At 69.3% G+C, this 26,738-nt stretch carries 21 protein-coding genes; 8 read left to right on the forward strand and 13 right to left on the reverse strand.

Annotation, left to right across the window (positions count from 1 at the left end):
* The first annotated feature begins 39 nt into the window (after positions 1–39).
* Complete coding sequence (locus VM780_RS14330; protein ID WP_325448461.1) at positions 40–2,034, forward strand: acyltransferase family protein; 1,995 nt, start codon at positions 40–42, stop codon at positions 2,032–2,034.
* Between the two features lie 9 nt (positions 2,035–2,043).
* On the opposite strand, the gene VM780_RS14335 is transcribed toward VM780_RS14330, so the two are convergent.
* Positions 2,044–3,321: a hypothetical protein gene (locus VM780_RS14335; RefSeq protein ID WP_325448463.1), complete on the reverse strand. Its 1,278-nt coding sequence runs from the start codon at positions 3,319–3,321 to the stop codon at positions 2,044–2,046.
* Positions 3,322–3,439: 118 nt separating this feature from the next.
* Between VM780_RS14335 and VM780_RS14340 the strand changes: the two genes are divergently transcribed.
* From VM780_RS14340 to VM780_RS14355, 4 genes are all read left to right on the forward strand, one after another.
* Entirely contained in the window at positions 3,440–4,183 is a 744-nt protein-coding gene (locus tag VM780_RS14340) for a lytic transglycosylase domain-containing protein (protein WP_325448465.1), read from the forward strand.
* A 175-nt stretch (positions 4,184–4,358) separates the two neighbouring features.
* On the forward strand, positions 4,359–5,861 hold the full coding sequence (locus tag VM780_RS14345) for a sensor histidine kinase (protein ID WP_325448467.1): 1,503 nt from the start codon (positions 4,359–4,361) through the stop codon (positions 5,859–5,861).
* Positions 5,858–6,292, forward strand: coding sequence for a response regulator (locus VM780_RS14350; RefSeq protein WP_325448469.1), 435 nt, complete (start codon positions 5,858–5,860; stop codon positions 6,290–6,292). Before VM780_RS14345 ends, VM780_RS14350 begins: the two co-directional genes overlap by 4 nt.
* Positions 6,289–7,335 carry a sensor histidine kinase gene (locus VM780_RS14355; protein WP_325448471.1) on the forward strand — a complete coding sequence of 349 codons (1,047 nt, stop codon included), beginning with the start codon at positions 6,289–6,291 and terminating at the stop codon, positions 7,333–7,335. The genes VM780_RS14350 and VM780_RS14355 overlap by 4 nt, the downstream gene beginning before the upstream one ends.
* Before the next feature lie 18 nt (positions 7,336–7,353).
* Here VM780_RS14355 and VM780_RS14360 read toward each other — a convergent pair whose 3' ends face one another.
* The 11 genes from VM780_RS14360 to VM780_RS14415 form a co-directional block, all read right to left on the reverse strand.
* Positions 7,354–10,017 (reverse strand): molybdopterin-dependent oxidoreductase, encoded by a 2,664-nt coding sequence (locus VM780_RS14360; protein WP_325448473.1) that lies wholly within the window; start codon positions 10,015–10,017, stop codon positions 7,354–7,356.
* Between the two features lie 40 nt (positions 10,018–10,057).
* Entirely contained in the window at positions 10,058–11,674 is a 1,617-nt protein-coding gene (locus VM780_RS14365) for a sulfite reductase subunit alpha (protein ID WP_325448475.1), read from the reverse strand.
* Between the two features lie 3 nt (positions 11,675–11,677).
* Positions 11,678–13,474, reverse strand: a complete 1,797-nt coding sequence (locus VM780_RS14370) for a NirA family protein (protein ID WP_325448477.1) — start codon at positions 13,472–13,474, stop codon at positions 11,678–11,680.
* A gap of 10 nt (positions 13,475–13,484) precedes the next feature.
* Positions 13,485–14,699: an NAD(P)/FAD-dependent oxidoreductase gene (locus VM780_RS14380; RefSeq protein WP_414652831.1), complete on the reverse strand. Its 1,215-nt coding sequence runs from the start codon at positions 14,697–14,699 to the stop codon at positions 13,485–13,487.
* A 5-nt stretch (positions 14,700–14,704) separates the two neighbouring features.
* A complete protein-coding gene (locus VM780_RS14385) occupies positions 14,705–15,502 on the reverse strand; it encodes an ABC transporter ATP-binding protein (protein ID WP_325448479.1) in 798 nt (265 codons plus the stop codon).
* Positions 15,503–15,512: 10 nt separating this feature from the next.
* Positions 15,513–16,421: a nitrate ABC transporter permease gene (ntrB, locus tag VM780_RS14390; protein ID WP_325448481.1), complete on the reverse strand. Its 909-nt coding sequence runs from the start codon at positions 16,419–16,421 to the stop codon at positions 15,513–15,515.
* Positions 16,422–16,468: 47 nt separating this feature from the next.
* On the reverse strand, positions 16,469–17,779 hold the full coding sequence (locus VM780_RS14395; protein ID WP_325448483.1) for a CmpA/NrtA family ABC transporter substrate-binding protein: 1,311 nt from the start codon (positions 17,777–17,779) through the stop codon (positions 16,469–16,471).
* A 349-nt stretch (positions 17,780–18,128) separates the two neighbouring features.
* Complete coding sequence (locus VM780_RS14400; protein WP_325448485.1) at positions 18,129–19,229, reverse strand: CmpA/NrtA family ABC transporter substrate-binding protein; 1,101 nt, start codon at positions 19,227–19,229, stop codon at positions 18,129–18,131.
* Positions 19,226–19,831 (reverse strand): ANTAR domain-containing response regulator, encoded by a 606-nt coding sequence (locus tag VM780_RS14405; RefSeq protein ID WP_325448487.1) that lies wholly within the window; start codon positions 19,829–19,831, stop codon positions 19,226–19,228. The genes VM780_RS14400 and VM780_RS14405 overlap by 4 nt, the downstream gene beginning before the upstream one ends.
* Before the next feature lie 96 nt (positions 19,832–19,927).
* On the reverse strand, positions 19,928–20,905 hold the full coding sequence (locus VM780_RS14410; RefSeq protein ID WP_325448489.1) for a GNAT family N-acetyltransferase: 978 nt from the start codon (positions 20,903–20,905) through the stop codon (positions 19,928–19,930).
* 148 nt (positions 20,906–21,053) lie between these two features.
* A complete protein-coding gene (locus VM780_RS14415; protein ID WP_325448492.1) occupies positions 21,054–22,754 on the reverse strand; it encodes a hybrid sensor histidine kinase/response regulator in 1,701 nt (566 codons plus the stop codon).
* Positions 22,755–22,917: 163 nt separating this feature from the next.
* Here VM780_RS14415 and greA point away from each other — a divergent pair, with 163 nt between their 5' ends.
* Positions 22,918–23,397: a transcription elongation factor GreA gene (greA, locus tag VM780_RS14420; protein ID WP_325448494.1), complete on the forward strand. Its 480-nt coding sequence runs from the start codon at positions 22,918–22,920 to the stop codon at positions 23,395–23,397.
* 5 nt (positions 23,398–23,402) lie between these two features.
* On the opposite strand, the gene VM780_RS14425 is transcribed toward greA, so the two are convergent.
* Positions 23,403–23,660: a DUF3297 family protein gene (locus VM780_RS14425; protein ID WP_325448496.1), complete on the reverse strand. Its 258-nt coding sequence runs from the start codon at positions 23,658–23,660 to the stop codon at positions 23,403–23,405.
* Between the two features lie 196 nt (positions 23,661–23,856).
* Between VM780_RS14425 and VM780_RS14430 the strand changes: the two genes are divergently transcribed.
* Both VM780_RS14430 and VM780_RS14435 read left to right on the forward strand, forming a co-directional pair.
* Positions 23,857–25,002 (forward strand): PHB depolymerase family esterase, encoded by a 1,146-nt coding sequence (locus tag VM780_RS14430; protein WP_325448498.1) that lies wholly within the window; start codon positions 23,857–23,859, stop codon positions 25,000–25,002.
* Positions 25,003–25,070: 68 nt separating this feature from the next.
* Positions 25,071–26,738, forward strand: coding sequence for an alpha-amylase family protein (locus tag VM780_RS14435; protein WP_325448500.1), 1,668 nt, complete (start codon positions 25,071–25,073; stop codon positions 26,736–26,738).

Genomic DNA, 26,738 nt, shown 5'->3' on the forward strand with positions numbered 1-26,738 from the left:
GCGTAGGAAGACCGTCCCTCCACCGGTGCTTTTTCGTCAGTGCGAAGCGTCCCCTATCGCCCCGAGATCGACGGGCTGCGAGCTGTCGCCGTGCTTGGCGTGCTGGCCTATCACGCGGCGGGAATCGTGCCGGGCGGCTTCGCCGGCGTCGACGTCTTCTTCGTCATCTCGGGCTATGTGATAACCTCGGTGATCGCTGCGGAGCTTAGCCGCGGCGAGTTCACGATCGCGCGGTTCTACGAGCGGCGCATCCGCCGCATCGCGCCCGCGCTGCTGGCCACGATCTTCGTCACGACGATCGGCGCCGCGATCTTTCTGCTGCCGGCCGATCTGATCTCGTTTGGCAAGAGCGCCGTCGCGGCGACGCTGATGGTGTCCAACATCGGCTTCTGGCTGAAGGCCGGCTATTTCGACGCCGCGATGCAGAGCAAGCCGCTGCTGCACACCTGGTCGCTTGGCATCGAGGAGCAGTTCTACCTGTTCTATCCGCTGCTGCTGGCGTGGCTCTGGCGGCGCCGGCCGAGGGCGGTTGCGCCCGTCCTCGCGGGGCTTTTCGTCGTCTCTCTCGCGGCCGGGATCGTGGCGACCGACGCCCTGCCGAGCGCGGCCTTCTATCTCGCGCCGTTCCGGCTGTGGGAGCTTCTGCTCGGCGGACTCATCGCGCTGCGGCCGGTCCGCAGGCTGGAAGGCGCAGGCGCAGCCGCAGTCGGGGCGCTGATGATCGCGGCGGCCTTCACGTTCTACGGGGGCGCGACCGCGTTTCCGGGCGTGGCCGCCCTGCTGCCGACCCTCGGCGCAGCCCTCGTGATCAACGGGGCGAGCAAAGGAGGCCTGGTGGCGCGGCTCCTGAGCGCGCCGCCCCTGACCTTCGTCGGCAAGATCTCGTATTCGCTCTATCTCGTTCACTGGCCCCTGATCGTCTTCATCGAATACCGCCAGGGCGCGGAACTGGGGCCATGGCAGGCCGCTGGCGTCGCGGCGCTCTCGATCCTGCTGGCCGCGCTGTCATGGCGCTTGGTGGAGCAGCCCTTCCGGCGGCCCGAGAGGTTCGGCTCGCGCCGCGCTCTGTATTCCGCAGGGGCCGCCGGGGCCGCGGTCTGCTGCCTCGCCGGCGGCGTTCTGGTCGTGACCCACGGCCTGCCGTCGCGGCTTCCGGAGCCCGTGCTGGCCGCCTATTCGGCGCATGGCGACCGCTGGAATGAGGAGCGCTGCTTCATCGACACGGACGGCAGCGGCGGTCCGACGCCGGCTGAGATCCGCGCGGGCAAGATCTGCACCTTCGGCCCCGCCGACCGGACGACGGCGGATTTCCTGATCTGGGGCGATTCCCACGCCCATGCGATCGCGCCCGGCATCCTGGCGGCCGCCAAGCGCTTCGGCGCCAGAGGCTATTTCGTCGGCGCAGGCTCCTGCCCGCCGTTGCGGGAGTTCGACACGGTCGGCGTGCGGCCCTCGACCGAGCGGCGCTGCGCCGAGACGAATGCGGCGGTTCTCGATTTCCTCCGCACCCACAAGGTCGGCGCGGTGTTCATGGTCGCGCGCTGGACGAAATACGCGCAGGGCAACGAATACGGCCGCGAGGGCATGATGTTCGACCCCGCCAAGGTGCCCGGCGCGGTGCCGGGCGAGGACGCCAAGCTCGCGGCGGCGATGGATGAGACGCTCAGCCAGATCGTCGCCGGCGGCGAGAAGCCGGTGGTGGTGATGGCGGTCCCAGAGCCGGGCTACGACGTGCCCTACAGCGTGGCGAAGGCGCTGCTGCAGCGCACCCCGCCAGATGCGATCGCCCCGACGCTGGAGGCCGTGGCGGCGCGCCAGGCCCGCGCCCGCGACATCCTGACGGAAGAGACCGAGAAGGACGGCGGCCTGTTCGTCGACCCGACGGCGGCGCTCTGCGGACCGGTCGTGTGCCCGGTCGAGCAGGACGGGCAGCTGCTCTACAGCGACGCCGATCACATCACGATCGGGGCGGCGCTCGCGATCAGCTACATCTTCGATGACGCTTTCCGGCAGATCATGAAGGGCTCGCGCTGAGCCGTTTGCTCAGGTCGCGCCCTTGGTGACCGCCGCCAGCGCGAACGCCGCCACGTTGAGCGCGATCGCGTAGGTCGCGAGCAGCCTGAACATCTTGAGACGCTCGGCCGCCTTCTCCGGATCGGCCGCGAAGGCGGGCAGCAGCAGGACGTACAGCACCGGCAGCCAGTCGAGCGCGTAGCGCTGCACGTTGTGCTGCGAAAACCCGTTGGAATGGTAGAACAGCGTGATCCCGGCGACGATCGCGATCACGACGACGCCGACCAGGAGCCTGGCGTCCGCCCGGGCGTAGAAGACGTAGAGCAGGAACGGGCTGGCGGCGATCAGCGAGGTCCCCATCGGGTCCATCCGGACCAGCTCCGTCATGTACTTGCCGCCGAACTCGACATGGAAGCCCTGCAGGAACAGATGCGCCAGGTTGAAGACGAGGTAGTCCTTCGAGAACAGGCCGAAATCGAGGATCCGCCAGGTGATGAAGTTGCGGTCGTTCTCCGGCGGGTAGTCGGCGATGTGGGCGTAGCCGGTGTCGAGCGGCGCCCCGAACCGGGCCCAGTTGTAGAGGCAGTAGAGGCCGATCGCGGCGACGATCGGCGCGCCGAGCCGGAGCGCGTCCGAGATCGTGTCGCGGTCGAAGGCGATCAGCCGGGCGCCCCTGGGGCGCGACAGCGCGAACAGGAACGGCGCGACGAACAGCGCCATCTGGCGCGACAGGAAGGCGAGGCCGATCAGCGCGCCGGCGAGCACGAGGCGCCGGTCGAGCGCGGCCAGGATCGCCAGGCTGACCAGGGCCAGCGCTACGACCTGGGCGAAGAACCAGACGCCGTCGCCGCGCAGCGTCACATAAGCGGCGGGCGCGCCGAAGATGAAGGCGAGCGTCGCCCAGAGCCGCGCGTCACGGCCGAGGCCGAGCCGGCCGGCGATGCTCCACCAGGCCCAGCCGCTGACGGCGGTGAGCGCCAGCGAGATCGGAATGAAGCCGCGGGCGTCGACGCCGAACAGCGCCACCAGCGGCATCGCGATCACCGCCGGAACCGGCGGGAAGATCACATAGATGCGGTCCTGGAAGCGGGCGCAGTCGCTGTCGAAGCAGGTCGGGCTGTCGAAGCGGCCGTGCAGGAAGGCGTCGGCGAGCAGCGCGTAGCTGTTGACGCCGCCATGTTCGCCGAGCGCGCGATAAAGAGCCGCTGCGACGAGCGCCGCCGCGAGCGCGACTGCGATCACGGTGACGGCCGTCCAGCGATCGAACGGCAGGCTGCGCGGCCGACCCGCGGCGTCGAAGGCGGTCATGCGTCTGGCTCCGGCGTCTCGCGCGGCAAGGCGCGAAGCATGGCGCCAAAGCTTTCTTGAAAGCCTAACGGCGCTCCAGGATTGCCGTCGCGGCGCGCGGCTGCGCAAGATCGACCCGATGCCTTGCGAGACCCAAATCTGCGCCAGCCTGCGCCCGCGTCGATCGACCGGCGGCGGCCTCGGGCGGATCGGCCTGGCGGCGCTTGGGTGGCTGGCCTGGGCGCATGTCGCGACCGCGCAGGCGCCCGCGGACCCGCCCGCAGCGCCGCCCGCGGCTGCGGAGGCTCCTCCGGCCGCGCCCGACGCCGCGACCCTGCGCAAGATGGTTCGCGAGCAGGCGGTGGCGGACGAACTGCCGCCGGAGGTCGCCGAGGCGGTGGCCGAAGTCGAGAGCGGTTTCAACCCGAATGCGGTCGGCTCGGTCGGCGAGGTCGGGCTGATGCAGGTGCTGCCCTCGACGGCCCGCATGCTGGGCTTCCGTGAGCCTCTGCCGGAACTGTTCGATCCCGCGGTGAACGTGCGCTACGGCGTCCGCTATCTCAGCCAAGCCTGGCGGAAGACCGGCCAGGACATCTGCGCGACCGTCATGAAATACCGCGCCGGCCACGGCGAGACCCGCTACTCGCAGCGCTCGGTCGACTATTGCGTGAAGGTGAGGGCGCTGCTCGCCGCGCGCGGCTTCAAGGTGACCGGGACCGTCCCGGTCGCGACCTTCGGGGCGGCCGCCGGCCCGCGTCGGATCGCGGGCGTGAAGCGGCTGCCGGGCGGCCGCGTCCGGATGACCTTCAACTGGCGCGCCGTCGACCTGCGTCGCCGCGCGCTCGACAAGGCGGCGGCCGGGAGCCTGAAGATCGCCGACTGAGCGATATCCGCCGTTTTTTCTCCAGAGCTGGGCCGCACGGCCGATTTCGGGCTGGACGGCGCCCCCGATAGGGGGCATTTGACTACCCGCGGATAAACAACCAGGCGGTGACGTTGATAATCGGGGTGCCGGGGGACTGGGAACTGCGCCTTTCCGCGTCGCGCGGGACGCCGCGATGACTGGGATGCTCGCGAAGAGCTCGGCCGTCCGCAACGAAATCCTGATGCTCATTCTCGGCTTCGCCGCCCTCGTTGGCGTGGCGGGAGCTTCGGTCTGGCTCGTCAGCAAGTCGGATGACTTCAATCGCCAGGTCGCGGTCACGCTCGAGACCAAGAACGAGATCGTCAGGACGCTGAGCCTCACGCAGGACGCCGAGACGGGCCAGCGGGGCTATCTGCTCACCAACGAGGATCGCTATCTCAGGCCCTACCGCCGGGCCATGGAGCAGATCGCCGATCACATTCGTCGCCTCGGCGAGTTGGTCGCCCCGGAGGGGCCGCAGCGCGCCGATTTCGAGGCCTTGCGGGCGGCGGTGAAGGTCAAGTTCGACGAGCTTTCGGAGACCGTTGGGCTCAGCACCTCGGGCAAGCGCGACGAGGCGCTCGCCATCGTGATGTCGGACCGCGGGCGCGAGGCGATGCAGCAGGTCCGCCAGCTGGTCGCGCAGATGACGGTCCGCGAGGATCGCACGCTTGCGGAACGCACCGACGACGCCGCCCGGTTGTCCAACGGGCTGCTCGCCGTCGTGGTGCTCGGCCTGCTCATCGCGGGGGCGCTCGCCTTCGTGGCGCAAATGCTCGTCCGCCGTCAGACGCGCGTGCTTGCGGCGGCGCAGGAAGAGCTCGCTCAGGCCAATCAGGGGCTCGAGGCGGCGGTGACCGAGCGCACGTCGGAGCTCCTCGCCGCCAATGCGGAAATCCAGCGCTTCGCCTATATCGTCAGCCATGATCTCCGGGCGCCGCTGGTCAATGTGATGGGCTTCACCAGCGAACTCGACGCCGCGCGGGCCGTGCTGAAGGAGCAGCTCGACGAGCTGACTGAAAGCGTGCCGGACAAGATCAAGCCGGAGACGCGTGAGGCGGTGGAGGTCGACCTGCCGGAGGCGATCGGCTTCATCCGGACGTCGACCTCGAAGATGGACCGGCTGATCAACGCGATCCTGCGGCTGTCGCGCGAGGGCCGACGCGTGGTGACGCCCGAGAGCGTCTCAGTCAGCGAAATGGCGAACGGCATCGCGGCGACGCTGCATCAGCAGACCACTGCGGTGGGCGCGGAGATCGTGGTCGATCCCGCCATGCCTGCGCTCGTGACGGACCGGCTTTCTATAGAGCAGATCTTCCAGAACCTGATAGAGAACGCCGTCAAATATCTTGATCCGGCGCGCCCGGGGCGGATCGAGATCCGCGGCCGGCGGATTGGGCCGCAGGTCGAGTATACGATTGAGGACAATGGACGCGGCATCGACGCCAGGGATCATGAGCGCGTGTTCGAGCTCTTCCGCCGCGCGGGCGCGCAGGACAAGCCCGGCGAGGGCCTTGGCCTCGCCTTCGTGCGCGCGAGCGTGCGCCGCCTTGGCGGAACGATCAGCCTGACCTCCGAGGCGGGCAAGGGCTCGAGCTTCCATCTGACCTTCCCGGCCGTTCTGCGGCCGCAAACCGAGACGCAGGCCGCCGCATGAGCACCAGCAACCAACGTCCCGTCGTGATCGTGATGATCGAGGACGATGAAGGTCATGCCCGGCTGATCGAGAAGAACGTCCGGCGGGCGGGCGTGAACAACGAGATCCGCCATTTCGCCGACGGCACGTCCGCGCTGCAGTTCCTGCGGTCGAGCGAGACGACCGCGAACGGCCCCCTGCTGATCCTGCTCGACCTCAACCTGCCGGACATGACCGGGATCGACATCCTGACGATCCTCAAGCACCACGACCGACTGAAGCGCGCGCCGGTGATCGTGCTGACCACCACCGACGACAAGGTCGAAATCCAGCGCTGCTATGATCTCGGCTGCAACGTCTACATCACCAAGCCGGTCGACTACGACACCTTCGCAACCGCCATCCGCCAGCTCGGCCTGTTCCTGTCGGTGATGCAGGTCCCCGACGCATGAGCCAAGGGCCCTCAGAGGTCGCGGGCAAGATCCTCTACATCGAGGATGACGAGGCGCTGCGCCGCCTCGTCTCGCGCGATTTGGCGCGGGCCGGCTACGCGGTGACGGCGGTCGGAACCTGCGCCGAGGGTCTGATGCTGCTCGGGGAGCAGCGCTTCGACGTCGTCGCGCTCGATCATTTCCTCGCCGGCGAAACGGGTCTCGATCTGCTGCCGGCGATCAGGGCGCTGCCCGAGCGGCCGCCGGTGATCTACGTCACCGGCACGGATGACGGCCGGGTCGCGGTCGCGGCCCTCAAGGCCGGCGCCTCGGACTATGTCATTAAGGATGTCGCGGGCGAGTTCCTTGCTCTGCTGCGGGCCGCGATCACGCAGGCGATCGAGCAGGTCGAGGTGCGGCGCCAGAAGGAAGCCGCCGAGCGCGCCATGGTCGAGGCGCGCGATCGCGCCGAGACGCTGCTGCGCGAGGTCAACCACCGCGTCGGCAACAGCCTGCAGCTCGTCTCCGCCTTCGTGCACCTGCAGTCCTCGGCGCTGCCTGACGGTCCGGCGCGCGACATGATGCGCGAGACCGAGGCCCGCATCCTGGCCATCGCCCAGATCCATCGCCGGCTCTACACGTCGCACGACGTGCGATCCGTCGACATGGACGATTATCTGACCGGGCTCGCCGAAGAGCTCGAGAGCTCGCTTCGGACCAGCGATCGCCCGCACCGCATCGCGCTTGCGGTCGAGCCGATGAAGATGGCGACGGACCGGGCAGTCTCGCTCGGCGTGATCGTGACGGAGCTCGTCACGAACGCGTTCAAATACGCCTATCCGACGGGCGTCGAAGGCGAGGTCCGCGTCAAGCTCACGCGCGCCGGCGCGACCTTGGCGCTCAGCGTGGAGGATGACGGGATCGGCATGGCGGAAGACGCCGCTCCGAAGGGCACCGGGCTCGGCCAGAAGATCGTCCGCACCATGGCGGCGACGATCCAGTCACGCATCGAACGCGACTCCGGGCATCACGGCACGCGCATCGTGCTCGCCTTTCCGGCCTGAGCCGTCCCGGGCACAGGCTCACGCCGGGACGCTTGTCCTCGCGCTCGCGGCGACCATCCGGCGAATTTCCGGAAGGCAGGAGCCGCAATTGGTGCCGGCCTTCGTCATGCTGCCGACTGCCGAGGCGTCTCTCGCGCCCGAGCGCAGCGCATCCTCGATCGCGCCCCGGGCGACGCCATGGCACGCGCAGACCAGAGGACCGCAGTCCGCTTCGTCCCGCCCGCGTCCGGCCAGAAGAAGGCCGCGGATCTCGCCGTCGGTGAGCGCGGTCCCGAGCTTGGCTCGAAGGAAGTTCCACGCTCCCGCCTGCGGCCCGGCGCCGACGAAGAGCGCCGCCTGGAGCAGTCCGTCGCGGAACGCCGCGGCCCGGTAGGTCTTGCGGGCGGCGTCGACGAAGTCGACGACCTCGTCGCGCTCGTGAAGATCGGGAAATACCCGGTCGAGCGCGACGGCGGCGTTGGTGGCGAACAGCAGGCTGACACCCTGCGGGGCCGCGGCCCGGGCCCACCAGGCGTCGCCATCCAGTACGCCGAGGACGCCGCGAGTCAGCGCAAAGCCCTGTCGCGCAAAGGCCGCGGGCGCAACCGAGACCGGCGTCGCCTTGGCGTCCGGCTGGCCGGAGATCGGGTCGGTGACGGCGTGCACGAGCGCGCCAACGTGGCCGTGGGAGGAGGTCTCGCGGGTCCAGTGGATCGGCGCGAACACGGCGCCGTCGGCGGCGCGCTCGTCGAGCTGCACCCGGAGCACCGCCTCGCCATGGGCGCTCGTCACGCGCGCGAAGCCGCCGTCGGCGAGCCCGGCGCGAAGCGCGTCCGCAGGCGATATCTCGAGGAAGGGTTCAGGCAGGTGGCTGGCGAGGCGCGGGCTTTTGCCGGTTCGCGTCATGGTGTGCCACTGGTCGCGGATGCGGCCGGTGTTGAGCCGGAGCGGTCGGGCGGCGTCGGTGGCGGCCGGGACCTCCACCGCCACGAAGCGCGCGCGGCGGTCCGGCGTGAAGAACCCGCCTTCGGCGAAGAAGCGGGTCTCGCCGCCAGCCGCGCCCTTGCGGGCAGGCCACTGGGTGGGCTCCAGATCGTCATAGGCCGGCCCGTCCAGCGCGGCGAGCGCGCCGATGTCGAAGTCGCGCGCGCCGTCATTCTCGAACGCCGATAGCGCGGCGTGCTCGCGAAACACCTCGCCGGCCGTCCGCCACCCGAAGTCACTTCCGAAGCCGAGCCGCCCGGCGACGCGCGAAAGAATCCACCAGTCGGGGCGCGCCTCGCCCGGCGGAGCGAGGAACGGGCGCTGCCGAGAGATGCGACGTTCGGAATTCGTGACCGTGCCGTCCTTCTCGCCCCAGGCCGCGGCCGGCAGGCGGATCTTCGCTCCGGCCCCAAGCGTGTCGTTGGAGGCGACGTTTTCCGACGCCACGAAGTGCTCGAGCTTTCGAAGCGCGTCACGCGCCGCGTCGGCGCGCGGCAGCGACGCGGCGGGGTTGGTGCCCATCACCCAGAGCGCCTTGATCTCGCCACGGCCGATCGCGTCGAACATGTCGACGGCCATGCGGCCCTCGGAATGCGCCATGCGGGGCGCGCCCCAGAACCGCCGGACCCTGTCGATCGAGACGGCGTCGAAGCCCATATGGGCCGCGAGCTGGTTGGCCAGGCCGCCGACCTCGCGGCCGCCCATCGCGTTCGGCTGGCCGGTCAGCGAGAACGGCCCCATGCCTTCGCGGCCGATGCGTCCCGTCGCGAGATGAACGTTGATGATCGCGTTGACCTTGTCGGTGCCGCGCGCCGACTGGTTCACGCCCTGGCTGTAGAGCGTCACCACCCGCTCGGCGCCGGCGAACAGCTCGTAGAACGCGACGAGCTCGGTCTCGGCCAGCCCGCAGGCCGCCGCCACGGCGGCGCGGTCGGGAGCGATCTCGCGGGCCCGCGCGAGCGCCGCTTCGAAGCCGGCGGTGTGATCGTCGACATAAGCCTGATCAACGAAGCCGCCGTCCGCCAGCGCGACGAGCAGGCCGGAGAACAGCGCGACGTCGGAGCCGCCCTTCAGCGGCAGGTGCAGGTCAGCCTCTTCGGCGGTCGCCGTGCGGCGGGGGTCCAGCACGACAATTCTGGCGCCACGCGCCGCCCGCGCCGCCAGCATCCGCTGGTGCAGCACCGGGTGGCACCAGGCGGCGTTGGAGCCGACGAGCACGAGGAGGTCGGCGGTCTCGAGGTCGCGATAGACGCCCGGCACCGTGTCGGCGCCGAACGCCCGCTTGTGGCCGGCGACCGACGAGGACATGCAAAGCCGCGAGTTGGTGTCGACATTGGCCGAGCCCAAGAAGCCTTTGAACAGCTTGTTGGCGACGTAATAATCCTCGGTCAGCAGTTGCCCGGACAGATAGACGGCGATCGCCTCCGGCCCGTGGCGCTCCAGAGTGTCCCGGAAGCCGCGCGCGGTGGCGTCGAGCGCCTCGTCCCAGGAAACCCTGCGGCCGTCGATCTCCGGGTGCAGCAGCCGCCCGTCGAGCGACAGCGTCTCGCCCAGCGCTGAGCCCTTCGAGCAGAGCCGGCCGAAATTCGACGGATGCTCCGGGTCGCCCGCGATCGTCGCGCCGCCGGCGCCGTCGGGGGTCGCCAGCACCCCGCAGCCGACGCCGCAATAGGGGCAGGTGGTGCGGACCGGAGGCCGCTCGCGCGCATAGGCGTTCATCGGCGGACAGCCGCCCAGGATCCAGTAGCGGCTGCGTTCATCAATAGACGTCCGCCTGATAGCGGCCCGCCTTGCGCAGCTCGGCGACGAACGCCTTGCCGTCCCGCCCGCCATGCTCGGAGACGATGTCGACCAGCGCCTTCTCGACGTCCGCCGCCATGCGCTTGGCGTCGCCGCAGACATAGAAATGCGCGCCGCGCTCGAGCCAGCTCCAGAGCTCGGCTCCGGCCTCACGCATGCGGTCCTGCACATAGACCTTCTCCGACCCGTCGCGCGACCAGGCGAGCGACAACCGGGTCAGGGTTTTGGCCTCCTGAAGCTCGGCGAGCTCCTCGCGGTAAAGAAAATCGGTCGCCTCGCGCTGATGACCGAAGAACAACCAGGCGTCGCCCTCGGCGCCGGTCGCGCGCCGCTCCCGCAGGAACGACCGGAACGGCGCGATCCCGGTGCCGGGGCCGACCATGATGATCGGCGTGGCGCCGTCCTTCGGCAGCGCGAAGCCGTGCGCCTTCTGCACATAGACCCTGAGACGGTCACCCGGTCCCACCCGGTCGGCCAGATAGGTCGAGGCGAGGCCGAGACGGGTGCGGTCGCCGACGCGGTAGCGCACGGCGTCGACGGTGAGGCTGACCTTGCCCGGGTCGGCGGAAAGCGCGGAGGAGATCGAGTACAGCCGCGGCTGCAGCGGTTCGAGGCTCGCCAGGAATTCGGCGACGGGCGGCGTCGCGCCCGGGAATTTCTCAAGCGCGGCGAGCACGTCCAGCGTCTCGAGGTCGCCGTCCGGATCATCGCCCTCGGCGAGGCGCGCGAGCTTCGCCTTGTCGTCGGCGTCTTCCGCGTAAGTTCCGAGCAGTTCGAACAGCGCGTCCGGCGCGACGCCGAGCGAAACCTTGTCGGAGAGCCACGCCCTCAGGGTCAGGGTCTCGCCGTCATGCGTCACGGCGTCGTCCATTGCGGCGCCGAGCCGCGCCGTGACCTCGCCGCAGAGCTCCGGCGCGTTGCTGGCGAACAGGCCGAAGCTGTCGCCGGGCTCGTAGGTCAGCCCGCATTGCGAGAGATCGATCTCGACATGGTTCGTCTCCTTATCGGAGCCTTCCGCGTTCAGGCGCCGCCGCGACAGGAAGGTCGCCTCAACCGGGGACTCCCGCGACCGTCCGGGGGCGTCCGCGGCCGGCGCGCCCGGGGGGGGCGCCTCGGCCGTCGGGGCCGCGCCGCCGTCGAGCTCGAGCGCAAGCTTCTTCAGCATGCGCTGCGTTTCCTTGCCGCCCGGCACGCAGAGGTTGAGCTTCTTCTCCTCGCCCCGGGCGAGCGCGTCCGCATAGCTCTCGCAGAGATAGCCGCACTGGCCACAGTCCTGCTGCGCCATCGCGGCCATCATGCGCCGCCGCAGCGGCTTGCTCTCCGCGAGCTGCATGCGCTCGTTGATCGGCATAGAGGCGTCGTGCCAGGGCGCGCCGTCATCCTCCTCCGCAGGCTTCGCCTCACCGGGAAGCGGCGAACCCAGCAGCGCCTTGGCGGCGTCCGGAGACAGCGACTGCACCCCGCCGTCGAGCGACAGCAGGCCGGCGAAGAAGCCGTTGAGCCAGGCGCGCTGCTCCGGGCTGAAGGGCGCGTTCTCGGGCAAGATCGGCGGCAGAATGGGGGTCTGCGCGGTCATCTCTCACGCTCCCTCGAGTTCGAAGATGGCTTTCAGCTCGTCGATCTCGTGACGGCGCGAGAAGGCCGCGAAGGTCTCCTGCGGGCCGGAGCGGCGGGCGAGATAGCCGCGCAGCATCTTCTCAACGACGGCCGGGCAGTCCTCGCCCTTCACGTCCCGGACGAGCTCGCGGCCGATATTGGCGTCGCCGCCGAAGCCGCCGCCGACATGCAGATGAAAGCCGTCGACGGTGTCCTCCTCGCTGACCGCGACGCGGGCGCCGATCAGGCCTATGTCGCCGATGTAGTGCTGCGCGCACGAGTTGTGGCAGCCGGTCGCATGGATGTTGATGGGCGTATCCACCGTGAGCCCGACGGCGTCGATGTGGCTCGCGATCTGGTCCGCGTAGCCCTTGGTGTCAGCGGCGGAGAACTTGCAGCCGCGGCTGCCGGTGCAGGCCACGAGGCCGGCCCGGACGTTGGAGGCGGAGGTCGCGAGCCCGATCTCCGCGACGCGCCGCTCGACCTCGGCCACATAGGCGTTGCGCACGCCGGAGATCAGCAGGTTCTGCCAGACGGTGAGGCGGATATCGCCGTCGCCATATTCCTCGGCCAGCCCGGCAAGGTCGCGCATCTGCTCATAGGTCATCCGGCCGAGCGGCAGGGTGACGCCGATCCAGTTGTGGCCGGGCTGCCGCTGCGGATGGACGCCGATATGCGCCATCCGATCGCTCTCGGGGCGCGGCGCCACGGCTCCCGCCGGCGCCCGGGTGAGCTTGAGGCCAAGCTCGGTTTCGACCGCTTCGAGGAATTTTTCGAAGCCCCAGGCGTCGAGCAGGTATTTCAGCCGCGACTTGGTCCGGTCGGTGCGGTCGCCGGCGCGGATGAAGACGCGGACGATGGCGTCGGCGACCCTCGTGGCCTGCTCGAGCGGAACGATCACGCCGGTGTCGCGCGCGAAATCCTTGTGTCCGGTGATGCCGCCGAGCGCGAGCCGCCACCACACGCCCGCCTCGACGCCAAACCCCTCGCGCAGTTCAACGGCTTGGAAGCCGATGTCGTTGGTGTCCTCGAGCGCCGCGATGCGGCCCGCGCCGTCGAACGCGACGTTGAACTTGCGGGGCAGGCCATAGAGCGAGCGGTCGTTCAGGATGTGGTGGTGCCACTCCTTGGCGTAGGGCCGTGTGTCGACCAACTCCTGCGGGTCGATCCCGGCGGTGGGCGTCCCCGTGACGTTGCGGATGTTGTCGGCGCCAGAGCCCTTCGAGGTCAGGCCCAGGTCGACGAGGCCCTCGATGAACGGGATGCCGTCAGCGGCGCCGATCTCGCGCACCTGCAAGTTGGCGCGGGTCGTGACGTGGCTGTAGCCGCCGCCATACTGCCGCGCGAGGTCGGCGACGCCGCGAAACTGCCACGCGCGCAGGATGCCATTGTGGATCCTTAGCCGGCACATGTATGAGTCCTGGGTCGGCCCGACATAGAACAGGCCGTGGAAGCGGATGCGAAAATCGTCGAGCTGCTTTGCGAACCTGTTCTCCTTCGCCATGGTCTTGAACCGGGCGTAGGCGTCGAACGGGTGCTCCTCGCGCTTGGCGACCTCCTGCGGGCTGAGCTTCCGGCCCTCGCGCTCGAAGCGCGCCATCGCCTCCAGATGAACCGCGTCAGGTCCTGAAACCGTAGCCGGCGAATTTACGGCCGGCTGCGTCTGGAACGCAGTCGCGCCGCCAAAGCCCGGCAGCCCGCGCGCGCCGCGCACCGCCTGCACGCCCGAGACGAAGCCTTCGAGATAGCGTTTCTGGTCGGGAGAAAAATCCTGGCTCATCGTCTCTCCCTCACGCCGCCACGGCGAAGCCGCGGCCGAAGGCGAGGTCTTCGCGCAGCGGGCCGAGCGGCGTCTTGGCCGTGATCAGATCGAGGTACCAGAGCGCGTCAGAGGTCTCGCCGACCAGGATCGCTCCCTTCAGCCGGTCATCGCGAACGATCAGCTTGCGGTACTGGCCATGGCCCGGGTCAGCGAGGGTGATGGTTTCGTCCCCGTCCTCCGCTTCGATCGCGCCGGCGGAGAACACGCCGATCCCGGAGACCTTGAGGTTGGTCGAGAGCACGCTGCCGGCGTAGCTTGCGCCGCTGTCGCCTGCGAGGTGGCGGGCGAGCGTCCTGGCCTGCTCATAGGCTGGAGCGACGAGGCCGTAGAGCGCGCCGCGATGCTCGGCGCACTCGCCGAGGGCGAAAATCTCCGGATCCGAGGTCGCGAGGCGGTCGTCGACCACGATCCCGCGATTGACGGCCAGCCCTGCCGCCCTCGCGAGGCCGATGTTGGGCCGCACGCCGCAGGCCATCACCACGAAGTCGGCCGGCAGGATTTCGCCCGAGCTCAGTTCGAGGCCCGCGACTTCGGCCTCGCCCACGATGCGACGGCTTTCGGCGCCGAGCACGAAGGCGACGCCCTGCCGCTCCAGCGTGCGCCGCAGCGTGGCGGCGCCTCTCGCGTCGAGCTGCCGCTCCATGAGCCGGTCGACCAGGTGGACGACCGTGACCGAGCAGCCGAGCCGGACGAGGCCACAGGCGGCCTCGAGCCCGAGCAGTCCGCCGCCGATCACGACCGCGCGCCGGCCAGGGCCTGCGAGCGCGCGCAGCCGGGTGGCGTCGTTATGGTCGCGGAATACCAGCGCCTGGGGCAGATCGGCGCCCGGCAGGGGCAGGCGGATCGCCTCGGAGCCGGTCGCGAGGACGAGCTTGTCATAGGCGACCGCGCGGCCGTCGCTCAGGGTTAGCAGCCTTTCGGCGCGGTCGATCGCCTGGGCCGGCGCGCCGGTCAGCAGGCCGAAGCCGTTCGCCGCATACCAGTCGCGGTCGCGGAGGCGAAGGTCCTGCTCGCTCGCCTCGCCGGCGAGCAGAGAGGACAGCAGGACGCGATTATAAGCCGGCTTCTCTTCTCCGCCGACCACGGTGACCGCGTAACGGCCCCGGCAGGCGACGCTCAGCTCCTCGAGGAGCTTCAGGCCGGCCATGCCGTTCCCGATGACGACGAGGCGCTCGCGCTCCATCTCGCTCACGCCGCCTCGACGAAGCGATGGCGCTCGTAGAGGAACTTGAGCACCGCCGCCCGCGCCGCGATGTAGGCGCGGTCCGACACCAGCTCGAGCCGCTTGCGCGGACGTTCCAGCGGCACTTCGAGCACGTCGCCGATGCGGGCCGCGGGGCCGTTCGTCATCATCACGATGCGGTCCGACAGCAGCACGGCCTCGTCGACGTCGTGCGTGATCATCATCACGGTGTTGCGGAGCTCCGCCTGGATCTGCATGACCTGGTCCTGCAGATGCGTGCGGGTCAGCGCGTCGAGCGCCCCGAACGGCTCGTCGAGCAAGAGCACCTTCGGCTGCATCGCAAGCGCGCGGGCGATCCCGATGCGCTGCTTCATGCCGCCCGAGATTTCCGACGGCCGCCGATCCTTGGCGTGCTCCATGTGGACGAGCTTGAGCTTGTGCATCGTCCAGTCGTGGCGCTCGGCCTTCGACTTGGTCTTGCCGAACACCTTGTCGACCGCGAGCGCGACGTTCTCGTAACAGGTCAGCCAGGGCAGAAGACTGTGGTTCTGGAACACGACCGCGCGATCCGGGCCGGGCTCGTCGACCACCGCGCCTTCCAGGAAGACGACGCCCGTCGTGGCCTGGGTCAGGCCCGCGACGATGTTGAGCAGCGTCGACTTTCCGCAGCCCGAATGGCCGATGATCGAGATGAACTCGCCCTCTTTCACTTCGAGCGAGATGTCCTTGAGCACCTCGTTGGTGACGGCGCCGCGGGTGAAGCTTTTGTCGACGTGGTCGACGGTCAGGAACGACTTGGCCATGGGCTCGTCCTCACGCGTTGGCCGTGCCGCGGGTCACCGCGACGGCGATCAGGGCGACGATGCGATCGAGGATGAAGCCGACCGCGCCGACATAGACGAGCGCAAGGATGATGTCGCTGATCCGCGACGAGTTCCACGCGTCCCAGATGAAGAAGCCGATGCCCACGCCGCCGATCAGCATCTCGGCTGCGACGATAGCGAGCCACGACAGTCCGATGCCGATGCGAAGCCCGGTGAAGATGTATGGAGCGGCGGCGGGCAGCATGATCTTGATGAAATATTCGAGCGGATTCAGCCGCAGGACCTGGGCGACGTTCTTGTAATCCTGCGGAATGTTGCGGATGCCGACCGCCGTATTGATGATCACCGGCCAGATCGCGGTGATGAAGATCACGAAGATCGCCGAGGGCTCGCCGTCGCGGAACGCCGCGAGCGACAGCGGCAGCCAGGCGAGCGGCGGGATCGTCCGCAGCACCTGGAACACGGGATCGAGGCCGCGCATCGCCCACACGGAACCGCCCACCAGCGCTCCGAGCGCGACGCCGGCGATCGCCGCCAGCGCATAGCCGAGCGCCACGCGCTTCAGGCTGGCATAGAGTTGCCAGCCGAGCCCCTTGTCGTTGCCGCCATTGTCGTAGAACGGGTGCGTGATCAGCTCCCAGGTGTCGCCGACGACCCGCGAGGGCGAGGGCAGCGAGGCGGTCGGGGAGGAACAGAGCAGTTCCCACAGCAGCAGCAGCGCCGCGACCGTCAGCAGCGGCGGCACGATGGCGCGGGCGATATCCGCAAGCTGCGTCCGCGCGCGGCGTCCGAACAGCGGCCGGGCGACAGGGGCGGGCAGGCTGACCACCGTTCCTCCCGAAGAGGCCGGCGTCTTGAGCGGCGTCACGTTCGACGTCGCGGCGGCGGTCTGTGTCATCAGATGTCTCCGGGCAGGGGGCGGCGCGGCGGGCGGCGTCCGCCGCCTCAGGCCATGCGCTTGATGTCGAGGCTCGCCAGGTATTCGCCGGGCTTTTCCGGGTCGAATACTTTGCCGTCGAAAAATGTCTCTACGCCGCGCGACGTGGAGGCCGGGAGGTCGGTCACGCCAAGCTCCTTGGCCGCCTCACGCCACAGATCCTCGCGGTTGACCTTGTTGATCAGCGCCTTCGCGTCGGTGCTTTCGGGCAGATAGCCCCAGCGCATGTCCTCGGTGATGAACCAAAGGTCATGGCTCTTGTAAGGATAGCCGGCGTTGTCGGCCCAATAGTGCATGATGAACGGGCTGTTCTCGACCACTGGCTTGCCGGCGCCGTAGTCGAACGTGCCCTTCATCCGGGCCACAGTGTCGGAGACGGGAGCGCCGATCCAGTTGCGCTTGGCGCAGATGGCGGCGAGCTCCTCCTTGTTCTCCATCTTCTCGCACCACTGCTGGGCCTCCATCACGGCCATCAGCAGGGCTTTTGCGGATTTGGGGTTCTTCTCGACATAGTCGGCGCGCAGCGCGAACGCCTTCTCGGGATGCTTGTCCCAGAGTTCGCCGGTGGTCAGCGCCGTGTAGCCGATCTTCTGGTTCTTGAGCTGCTCGTTCCAGGGCTCGCAGACGCAGAAGCAATCCATCGTGCCGACCTTCATGTTCGCCACCATCTGGGCGGGCGGCACGACGATCGTCTGGATGTCCTTGTTGGGATCGACGCCGCCGGCCGCGAGCCAGTAGCGGATCCACAGATCGTGGGTGCCGCCCGGGAAGGTCATCGCGGCTTTGACGTCCTTGCCCGAAGCCTTCTTCTTGTCGAGCGCAGTCTTGAACGGCCTGGTGTCGAGCCCGAGCTTGAGATCCGCATATTCCTGGCCGACCGAGATGCACTGGCCGGCGACGTTCAGCCGGCCGAGGATCATCATCTCGGTCGGCCGGTTGTTCTGGGTCATCGCCCCGGTGGTGATGAGGTACGGCATCGGGGTCAGGATGTGCGCGCCGTCGATACCGCCGCCGCTGGAACCGAGCACGATGTTGTCGCGCGTCGTGCCCCAGGACGACTGCTTGGCGATCTCGACCTCCGTCATGCCGTGCTTGTCGAACAGCCCCTTCTCCTTGGCGACGAACAGCGGCGCTGCGTCGGTCAGGGCGATGAAGCCGAGCTTCGCCTTGGGCGTCTCGGGCCCCGCCGCCTGGGCGTAGGCGCCGGAGGGCAGCAGGGCGCGGGCCGCCAGCAGCGTGGCGGCGGCGCCTGCGCCGGCGCGCAGCACGGACCGGCGGCTGGCGCCGGTCGTCAGGAGGGTCTTCACGCGGTCGGTCATGCTGGTCGGCTCCGTGAAGGCGCAAGGCGCCGGCGCTGCGGATCGCCCCGAAGGAGGGCGTGAGAACAAAAAAAAGCCGCTGACGAGATGCGCAGTCGCGCAGTCGTTCAGCGGCGTCGCTGGCGGCCCATCATTGGGCGGCGGGTCCGGGCGTCAGCGGCGACGCGAACCTGCGCCACTCTCCATACAAGCGGCGTGCCAACCGGGTTTCAGCTTCTGGAAGCGCTGGGATCGGAGCAGTTTTGACCGAGGCCGAGCGTGGCCCGACCCCCTCGACAATCGCGTCGGCGCCGCAAGGTCGGGCCGATGGTGCGTGAAAATTGTGCGATGCACCCGAAGCGGGCACGCGTCAGTCGGTGAACAGGCCCAGCGGATCGGCCGGCTGCGGCACGGCGGGCGCCCCGACGGCGGCGTCAAAGATGTCGGGTCGGTAGACAGCCTCGGCTTCTGCGGCCTCGGCGCCGGTCGCCTGGCCCCACCGCGCCATCTCGCCATAGAGCCAGCGCGCGTGACGCGGATCGGGCCGCATGGCGCCGTCGCGGGCGAAGACGAGATAGTCTGCGGCCTCTCGGACAGGGCCATTCGGGCCGGTCGGAATGCGGCCGTCGAGCGCGCGCCGGATCAGCGGCTCCGGCACGTCCAGCATGCCGGGCGCGCCGAGCAGACGGGCGGCTTCGGCGTGGTTGTCCGGCGCGTCGAGCCATTCGCCAGCCTTGACCATCGCCCGGACCAGTCGCTCGGTCCGCCCGGTATCCTCGTCCAGCCAGGCCGCCCGCGTGGCCAGCACCTTTTCGGGGCAGCGCCGTACGAGGTCGACGCCGAGATGCAGGATGCGGCCGATGCCGAGCTCGACTGCGACCGAGTTCCAGGGCGCGCCGACGCAGAAGCCTTCGACGTGCCCGCTGCGGAGCGCGTCGACCATGTAGGGCGGCGGCGCGACCGCCAGACGCACGTCGTCGTCCGGGTCGAGGCCCGCGGCCGCGAGCCAGAGCCGGAGCTGGTAGTTGTGTGTCGAGAACGGAAACGTCATTCCAAGCGTCGGGCGCTCGTCGCCCCGCCGTCGGCGGGCCCGCACCGTCTGTGCGAAAGCTGCGCCGGTCGCCGCGGGATCGTTCGGGTCGGCGCCCGGCGCAAGGTTCGCGAGCAGTTCCTCGTGGAGGTGGGGCGTCAGGGTGATGGCGTTGCCGTTCAGGCCCAGCGCCATCGGGGCCGCGAGAGCCGCGCGTATCCCGCCCAGGCCGAGCGACGTCGAGATCGCGAGCGGCGCGAGAAGATGGGCGGCGTCGAAATGGCCGAAGGTCAGGCGGTCGCGGATGTTGGCCCAGGAGACTTCGCGGACCAGCTCGATCTCGAGTCCCTCCTCGGCGGCGAAGCCGCGCTCGGCCGCGATGATGGGCGCGGCGGCGTCGACCAGCGGGATGAAGCCGATCTTCACGCGCTCAGCGTTCATCCCAGCAGCTCCGCGGCGGTGACCACCGACTGGGCGATCTCCGAGATCTTCTTCTTCTCGTTCATCGCGACCTTGCGCAGCAGCACATAGGCCTGCTCCTCGTCGATGTTCTTCGAGCGCATCAGGATGCCCTTCGCGCGGTCGATGATCTTGCGTTCCTCGAGCTGCCCCTTGGCCTGCTCGAGCTCGGCCTTCAGCTTCGCGAAGGCGTTGAACCGGCTGATCGTGGTGTCGAGGATCGGCTTGATGCGCTCCTTCTTCAGCCCGTCCACCACATAGGCCGAGACGCCGGCGTCGATGGCGAGTTCGATCGAGGCGGCGTCGGTCTGATCCACGAACATGCCGACCGGCCGGCGAACCGCCCGACTCACCTGGAACATCTGCTCCAGCACGTCCCGGCTCGGGTTCTCGAGATCGATGAGGATGACGTCCGGGTCTATCGCGTAGATCCGCTCCAGCAGGTTCACATGGTCGGAGATGAGCATGATGGCCTCATGCCCGGCCGCCCGCAGGCCTTCCTCCAGAATGGCGGCGCGGACCGGGCTCTCGTCGATGAGCACGATCTTGACGGGCCGGTCCGGGACGGGCGGGCGTTCGGGCATCAATGTTCCTGCACAGGCGGCCGCGCCTCCGCCCGGCCCGCCCGAAGGTGGCGCAGTCCGCCGCGGAGCGTGAAGCCGACGCGACGTCGCACGCCCTCAGGCGGCGTGACGGCCCGCGTCGGCTCCGTAATACGCAACGTAGCGCGGATTGATAGACTGGCGCGGCAGCACGATCAGCACGTCCGTCGTGCCGAACGCATGGTCGACCACAGCGCCGTCCCCGATGAAGGCGCCGAGCCTGAGGTAGCCCTTGATCAGCGGCGGCAGGGCGCGCAGCGCGGCGCGGGGGTCGATGGCCTCGCGCGCCAGCAGACGCATCTCGGCGCGCCGCGATTCGACCGCCGGAACCCGCCATTGCGGCGGAGCGGCGTGGAAGTGGTGCAGGTAGGAAAGCGGCAGCGCGAGCCGCTCGGGGTCGGTTCCCTCGAGCGAGGCGCAGCCGATCATCACGTCCACGCCATGCGCGAGCACATAGGCCCAGATGCCGTGCCACAGCAGCTCGACGGTTCGCTTGTCGCGGTAGGGCTCGAGCACGCAGGACCGGCCGAGCTCCAGAAACGACAGACGCGGGTGCCTTGAAACCAGCCCGTCGACCTCGAACTCGCTCGCGCTGTAGAACCCGAACGTTCGGTCGGCGACCTCGCCGCGCAGCAGGCGATAGGTTCCGACGACTTTGGGCTTCCTCATCCTGAACGGCGAGGACGGGTCCACCGCGCCGACGTCGAAACCCTTCAGGCCAGGCAGCACTGCGGTCGGCTTCGGCGCCCGCAGCTGGTGATCCGTGACGAGCAGGTGGTCGCACACCGCGTCGAACGGGTCGGCGTCGCGCCGCGCAAACCGCGCCATCATGCTCGGCGCGCCCTGCATCTCTTCGAAGAACACACGGTACCGGAGCCGCTGCGCGCGGCGGATTTCCTTCGCGGACTCCGCGAGCTTGATCTCCAGCGAGCCGATCCGCCCGAGCGGCCGGGCCAGCAGCTTCTGGGACGGCGGCTTTGTTCTGAAGCCGAGCCCCCCGACAGAAGGCTCGAGAGCGATGGCCGCAGGCGGGAAATCGATCGGATCTGTCGACATGAGGCGCCTCCCCAAGGGGACGTCTCATGTCCCCGATGTCCGGAGGCAGCGGAACTCTGGCCATCCGGGGGCCGAACCGGTCCCGCGCAACGCAAGACCATATTCGCCGCACACCCGTGTGACAACGAGAGCGCGGCCCGCTCCCCGCTCAGGCCACCCGGGATCCCGTCCGCCGCAGGCGCGCGAGAGCCTCCGCGAGCGCCTTGCGCTCGAGCGGCTTCGCCAGCACGTCGTCGATGCCGGCGGCGAGCGCAGCGGCCCGGTCCTCCAACGTCGCGTTCGCCGTGACGGCGAGCAGCAGCGCCGGCCGCCGGCCCTCGGCGGCCTCGACCGCCCGGATCGCCCGGGCGGCGGCGCAGCCGTCGAGCGTCGGCATCCGGAGGTCGAGAAGGGCGGCGTCGTAGGACGCGGCCGCGAATGCCGCCCGGGCGGAGGCGCCGTCGGCGACATGGTGCGCCGAGTGTCCGAGGCGGTTGAGATGCGCGAGCGCGATCAGCGAACTCACCGGGTCGTCCTCCGCCAGCAGCACCCGCAGCCCGCTCTCGGCGGACATCGGCAGGGCGGAGGCGGTCGCCGCCGGGACGGGGGCGGGGCGGCTGCGGCGCGGCTCGACCAGCCGGCTGTAGAGCGACGCCGCCCGGATCGGCTTCACCAGATAGCCGTCGAAGCCGTCCGAGAGCAGTCCGCTGAGGTCCCTGCGCTCCGCAGGCGTCAGCAGCACCACGGCGCGCGCTGCGCCCGCCGCCTTCGCCGCCATGGCGCGCGCCAACGCCGGCGGGGCCACGCTGTCGATGATCACGATGTCGTAGCCGCCCGTGACGTCGTCGCGCTGCGCGGACAGGGCGGCGTCCGCGCCCAGGTTCCGGAGTGTTTCGGCAAGCCAGGGGCCGGTGAACGGGGCGTCCGACACCACCAGGACCCGGCGGCCCGCCAGAGGCGGCTTACCGGCCGCGGAAGACGCCGCCTCGGCGCGCCGCAGCGGAAGCCGCAGCATGAAAGTCGCCCCAGCCCCGGGGCGGCCTTCGGCGGCGATCGAGCCGCCCATCGCCGTGGCGAGCTTGCGGCTGATCGCAAGGCCAAGGCCGACGCCGCTCGCGGCGGGGTCCGCAGCCTCCCGGGTGAACTCCTCGAACAACCGTTCGGCGTCGGACGGCTCGAAGCCGGGGCCGGTGTCGACGACGGAGAACCTCGCCTCCTCATCAGCAAGATCGAGCCGCAGGCCGACGCCGCCTTGAGCGGTGAACTTGATCGCGTTGCCGGCCAGGTTCAGCAGGATCTGGCGCACGCGTCCGGCGTCGCCGCGCAGCGTGGCGGCGCCCGGCCCCGTCAGGCAGGCGAGGTCGAGGCCCTTGGCCTGCGCGCGCGGCGCCAACAGTTCGGCGACGCCTTCGACGAGATCGACCGGGTCGAAAGGCTCGTCCTGCAGCGTCAAGCCGCCGGCCTCGATGCGCGAGTGGTCCAGGATCTCGTCCACCAGATCGAGCATGGCGGTCGCCGACCGCCGGACTGCGCTGGCGTAGGTCCGCTGGTCCGGGGCGAGCCCCGTCTCGAGCAGAAGATCCGTGGTTCCGATCACGCCGGACAGCGGCGTCCGCATCTCATGCGTGACGCTCGCGAGGAACTTGGCCTTGGCCCGGTCGCCGGCTTCCGCCGCCCTGAGCGCAGCCTCGCGCTCGCCGCGCGCGCGCTCCTCGGCTTCGGTCGCGCGCCACAGCGCGTCCTGCTGGCTCTCCAGTTCCGCATCGGTCCGGGCGCGCAGGCGCCCCAGCGCGCGGCGCGCCAGCCCGGCCGCCGCCAGCGCCCCGACCGTAATCCCTCCTGCGAAGGCGGCCGCCATCCCGAATGTCACGCCACCCTCCGCATCCGGGCGTTCCATTTCGCGCCCGGCGGCTGGTGAGCCTATCGGTCACGCCTTTAGGAAGCGTTGAAGATGGCGGCGTTGCACTTTTCGCCCGCTATCGCTTCCGCTCGGCGCATGCTTGGCTCAGCCGGGTTCCATCCGGCAGGTCGTCATGAGCGTCGCGTTTACAAAGGAGCAGGATTTCGAGTCGGTGGCGGCCAATCTGCCCGACCGGCCGATTTCGCCTCACCGCAATCTTGTGACGCCCGAGGGGCTGGCCGAGCTTGATCGGGCGCTCGCCGAGGCGCGCGCCGCCTACGCCGCCGCTCAGGCTGCAGGCGACATCGCCGGCGACAGAACCGCCATGGCGCGCGCCACGCGCGACCTACGCTATTATGCGGCGCGTCGCGCCAGCGCCGAACTCGTCCCGCATGCGCAGGCCCCGACCAGCGTCGCCTTCGGCGTGCGCGTCACCTTCGAGCGGGAAGACGGCCGCCAGCAGAGCTTCCGCATCGTGGGCGAGGACGAGGCCGATCCGGCCCGCGGGTCGGTGTCCTATATCGCTCCGCTCGCGCAGGCGCTGATGGGTAAGGAGGTCGGGGATAGGGCGACGATCCCGAACGGGACCGTCGAGGTCGTGGCGATCGAGTGAAGCGGTCAGGCCTCGCCGGCGTCGGCGTCGTCCCTGAAATAGGGCTCGACCGCGCCCTTGAGCTTCAGCGTCATCGGATTCCCCGCCCGGTCCCGCGCGGTTCCGGCGGCGACCTTAATCCAGCCTTCGCTGACGGAATATTCCTCGACATTGGTCTTCTCGACGCCCTTGAACCGGATGCCGACGCCGCGCGCCAGAGCGGCCTCGTCATAGAACGGGCTCTCGGGATTCACGGAAAGATGGTCGGGCGGGGTGTCGGCCATTCTGTCAGCTCCTGCGATCGACGGTGTTGGGCCACGATCCCGACGACGGCGTCAAGTCCGCGCCGAGCGGCCGAAATATGACCGTCGCGCCGTGCCGGCGCATGGCGGTGTTGCTGCATCGCAATATTGCTTTGCGCAGCGCAGCATCCACATCAGGGTAACGCGGCGGGCGCGAAAGCATTCTCAGGAGGTGGCTTTGGCCAAACTCGATCTGGACGGCCGGCGCGAGCGGAATCGCTGGGAAGCGTGGGCTGCGCCGAAGTCGAAGCGAACCGCCGGCTCCGCCACGGGCGAGCGGCGGCTTCGGGAGATCGAGCAGTTCGGACCCAATCCGGGATCGTTGCGCATGCTGGCCTATGCGCCGCGGGATCTGGCGCCCGGAGCTCCCCTGGTCGTGGTGCTACACGGCTGCACCCAGGACGCGCATGGCTATGATTCCCACGCCGGCTGGACGCGGCTTGCGGACCGCGAGGGCTTCGCGGTGCTTTATCCGGAGCAGCAGCGCGGCAACAACCCCCAGCGCTGCTTCAACTGGTTTTTGGCCGCAGACGCCGCGCGTGGATTGGGAGAGACCCGCTCCATCCGCGAGATGATCGCCCTCATGGTCGACCGTCACAAGATCGACGAAGCGCGCATCTTCGTCACCGGCCTGTCGGCCGGCGGCGCGATGGCGAGCGCGCTCTTGGCCGACTATCCGGAGGTCTTCGCCGGCGGCGCCGTGATCGCCGGCCTGCCATGCGGCGCGGCGCGCAGCATTCCGGAGGCCTTCGAGGCCATGTCGCGTCCGGGCGACCGCTCCGCGCAGGAACTCGGCGACATGGTCCGGGCAGGCTCTCCCCATCAGGGGCCATGGCCGCGGATCTCGATCTGGCACGGCGCCGCGGACTCGACGGTGGTCCCGAAGAACGCCGAACACCTGGTGAAGCAGTGGGTCGACGTACACGGGGCCGCCTTGGAGGAATTTCATGAGGAGTCCGGGGCCGGGCGGCGTCGGCGCGTCTGGCGTCAAGGCGGCCGCGATGTCGTCGAGCTTCACGTGATTGATGGCATGGGACACGGCGTGCCGCTCGACGGCAGGCTCGGCGAGCGGAAGGGGCCCTTCATGCTCGACGTCGGCGTCTCGTCCACCCGCCATATCGCCCGTTTCTGGGGGCTTTCGGAGGCTGCGGCCGAACCGGACCGACAGGCCGAGCGCGCGGACGTCGAGCGGCCGCGGCCCGCCGCCCAGCGTGCCGGCGATGCGTCGGCGCCGCCTAAGGCCGAACGGCCCCGTCGGTTCCCTGGCGGCGATGTCGGCGGGACGATCGAGCGCGCCCTCAGGGCGGCCGGGCTGATGCGCTGAAAAAACCGAGGCGGGAACGCGCCGGGCGGCGCCGCGTTGCCCCCGGGGGGCGCAACCGGGCAAGCGCGATGATCTCCGATCTCTGGTACAAGAACGCCGTTGTCTATTGCCTGTCCGTCGAAAGCTTCATGGACTCGAATGGCGACGGCGTCGGCGACTTCCGAGGGCTGACGCGGCGGCTGGATTATCTTCACGGCCTCGGCGTCACGGCCGTCTGGCTCATGCCGTTCCAGGCCTCGCCCGGCCGCGACGACGGCTACGACGTTTCCGACTTCTACAGCGTCGATCCGCGCTACGGCACGCTCGGCGACTTCGTCGAGTTCACGCACGCCGCGAAGCAGCGCGGAATGCGCGTCCTGATCGACCTCGTGGTCAACCACACCTCCGACCAGCACCCCTGGTTCAAGTCGGCTCGTTCAGATCCGGCTTCGCCCTATCGCGACTGGTATGTCTGGTCCGACAAGAAGCCGAAGAACGCCGATCAGGGAATGGTCTTCCCCGGAGTTCAGAAGACGACGTGGACCTACGATTCTGTCGCCAAGAAGTACTACTTCCACCGTTTTTACGAATTCCAGCCTGACCTGAACACGTCAAACCCCCATGTGCAGGCCGAAATCCTGAAGATCATGGGCTTCTGGATACAGCTCGGCGTCAGCGGCTTCCGGATGGACGCGGTGCCGTTCGTGATCGCCGAGAAGGGGCCGGACGTGACCGGGGCGCCGACGGAGCAGTTCGAGATGCTCCGGACGTTTCGTGAGTTCCTGCAATGGCGCAAGGGCGACAGCGTCATTCTCGCAGAGGCGAACGTGCTGCCGGACGACGACATGAAGTATTTCGGCGCGGACGGCGCGCGGATGCAGATGATGTTCAACTTCCACGTCAACCAGCGGCTGTTTTACGCCATGGCCTCGGCGGACGCCCGGCCGCTCGCCAAGGCGCTGAAGGAGACCAAGCCTAAATACGACACCGCGCAGTGGGGCATATTCCTGCGCAATCACGACGAGCTCGACCTCGGGCGGCTGGAGCCCGAGCAGCGTCAGGCGGTGTTCGACGCCTTCGGCCCCGAGAAGTCGATGCAGCTTTACGACCGCGGCATCCGCCGCCGGCTTGCGGCCATGCTGGGCGGAGACCGCAGGCGCCTCGAACTGGCCTATAGCCTGATGTTCACGCTGCCGGGCACGCCGGTGCTGCGCTATGGCGACGAGATCGCGATGGGCGACGACCTGTCGCTGCCCGAGCGGAACTGCGCGCGCACGCCGATGCAGTGGTCCAGCGAGCAGCAGGGCGGCTTCAGCAAGGCCGAGAAGACGTTCCTGCCGGTGATCTCAGGCGGCGGTTTCGGCTTCCAGACCGTCAACGTCGCCCAGCAGCGGCGCGATCCGGACTCATTCCTCAACTGGATGGAGCGCATCATCCGCATGCGTCAGGAACTGCCGGAAATCGGCTGGGGCGACTGCGTCACGCTCTCCACGCGCGACAAGGCCGTGCTGGCCCTTCGTTACGACTGGCGCAACAACGCGGTGATCATCCTGCACAATCTGGCGCCCGAGCCGAAGGAGGTCTCCTTCGAGGTCGGCCCGATGCACGGAGAGCCGAACAGGCTCGTCAATCTGCTCGCCCAGAACCACAGCGAGGCCGACGCGGACGGGCGGCACACGATCGTGCTCGAAGGCTTCGGCTATCGCTGGTTCCGCGCCGGCGGGCTCAACTACCTGCTCAACCGCAGCGACATCTGA

The organism is Hansschlegelia sp., from assembly GCF_035538955.1.
In the GTDB taxonomy this organism is placed as follows: domain Bacteria; phylum Pseudomonadota; class Alphaproteobacteria; order Rhizobiales; family Methylopilaceae; genus Methylopila.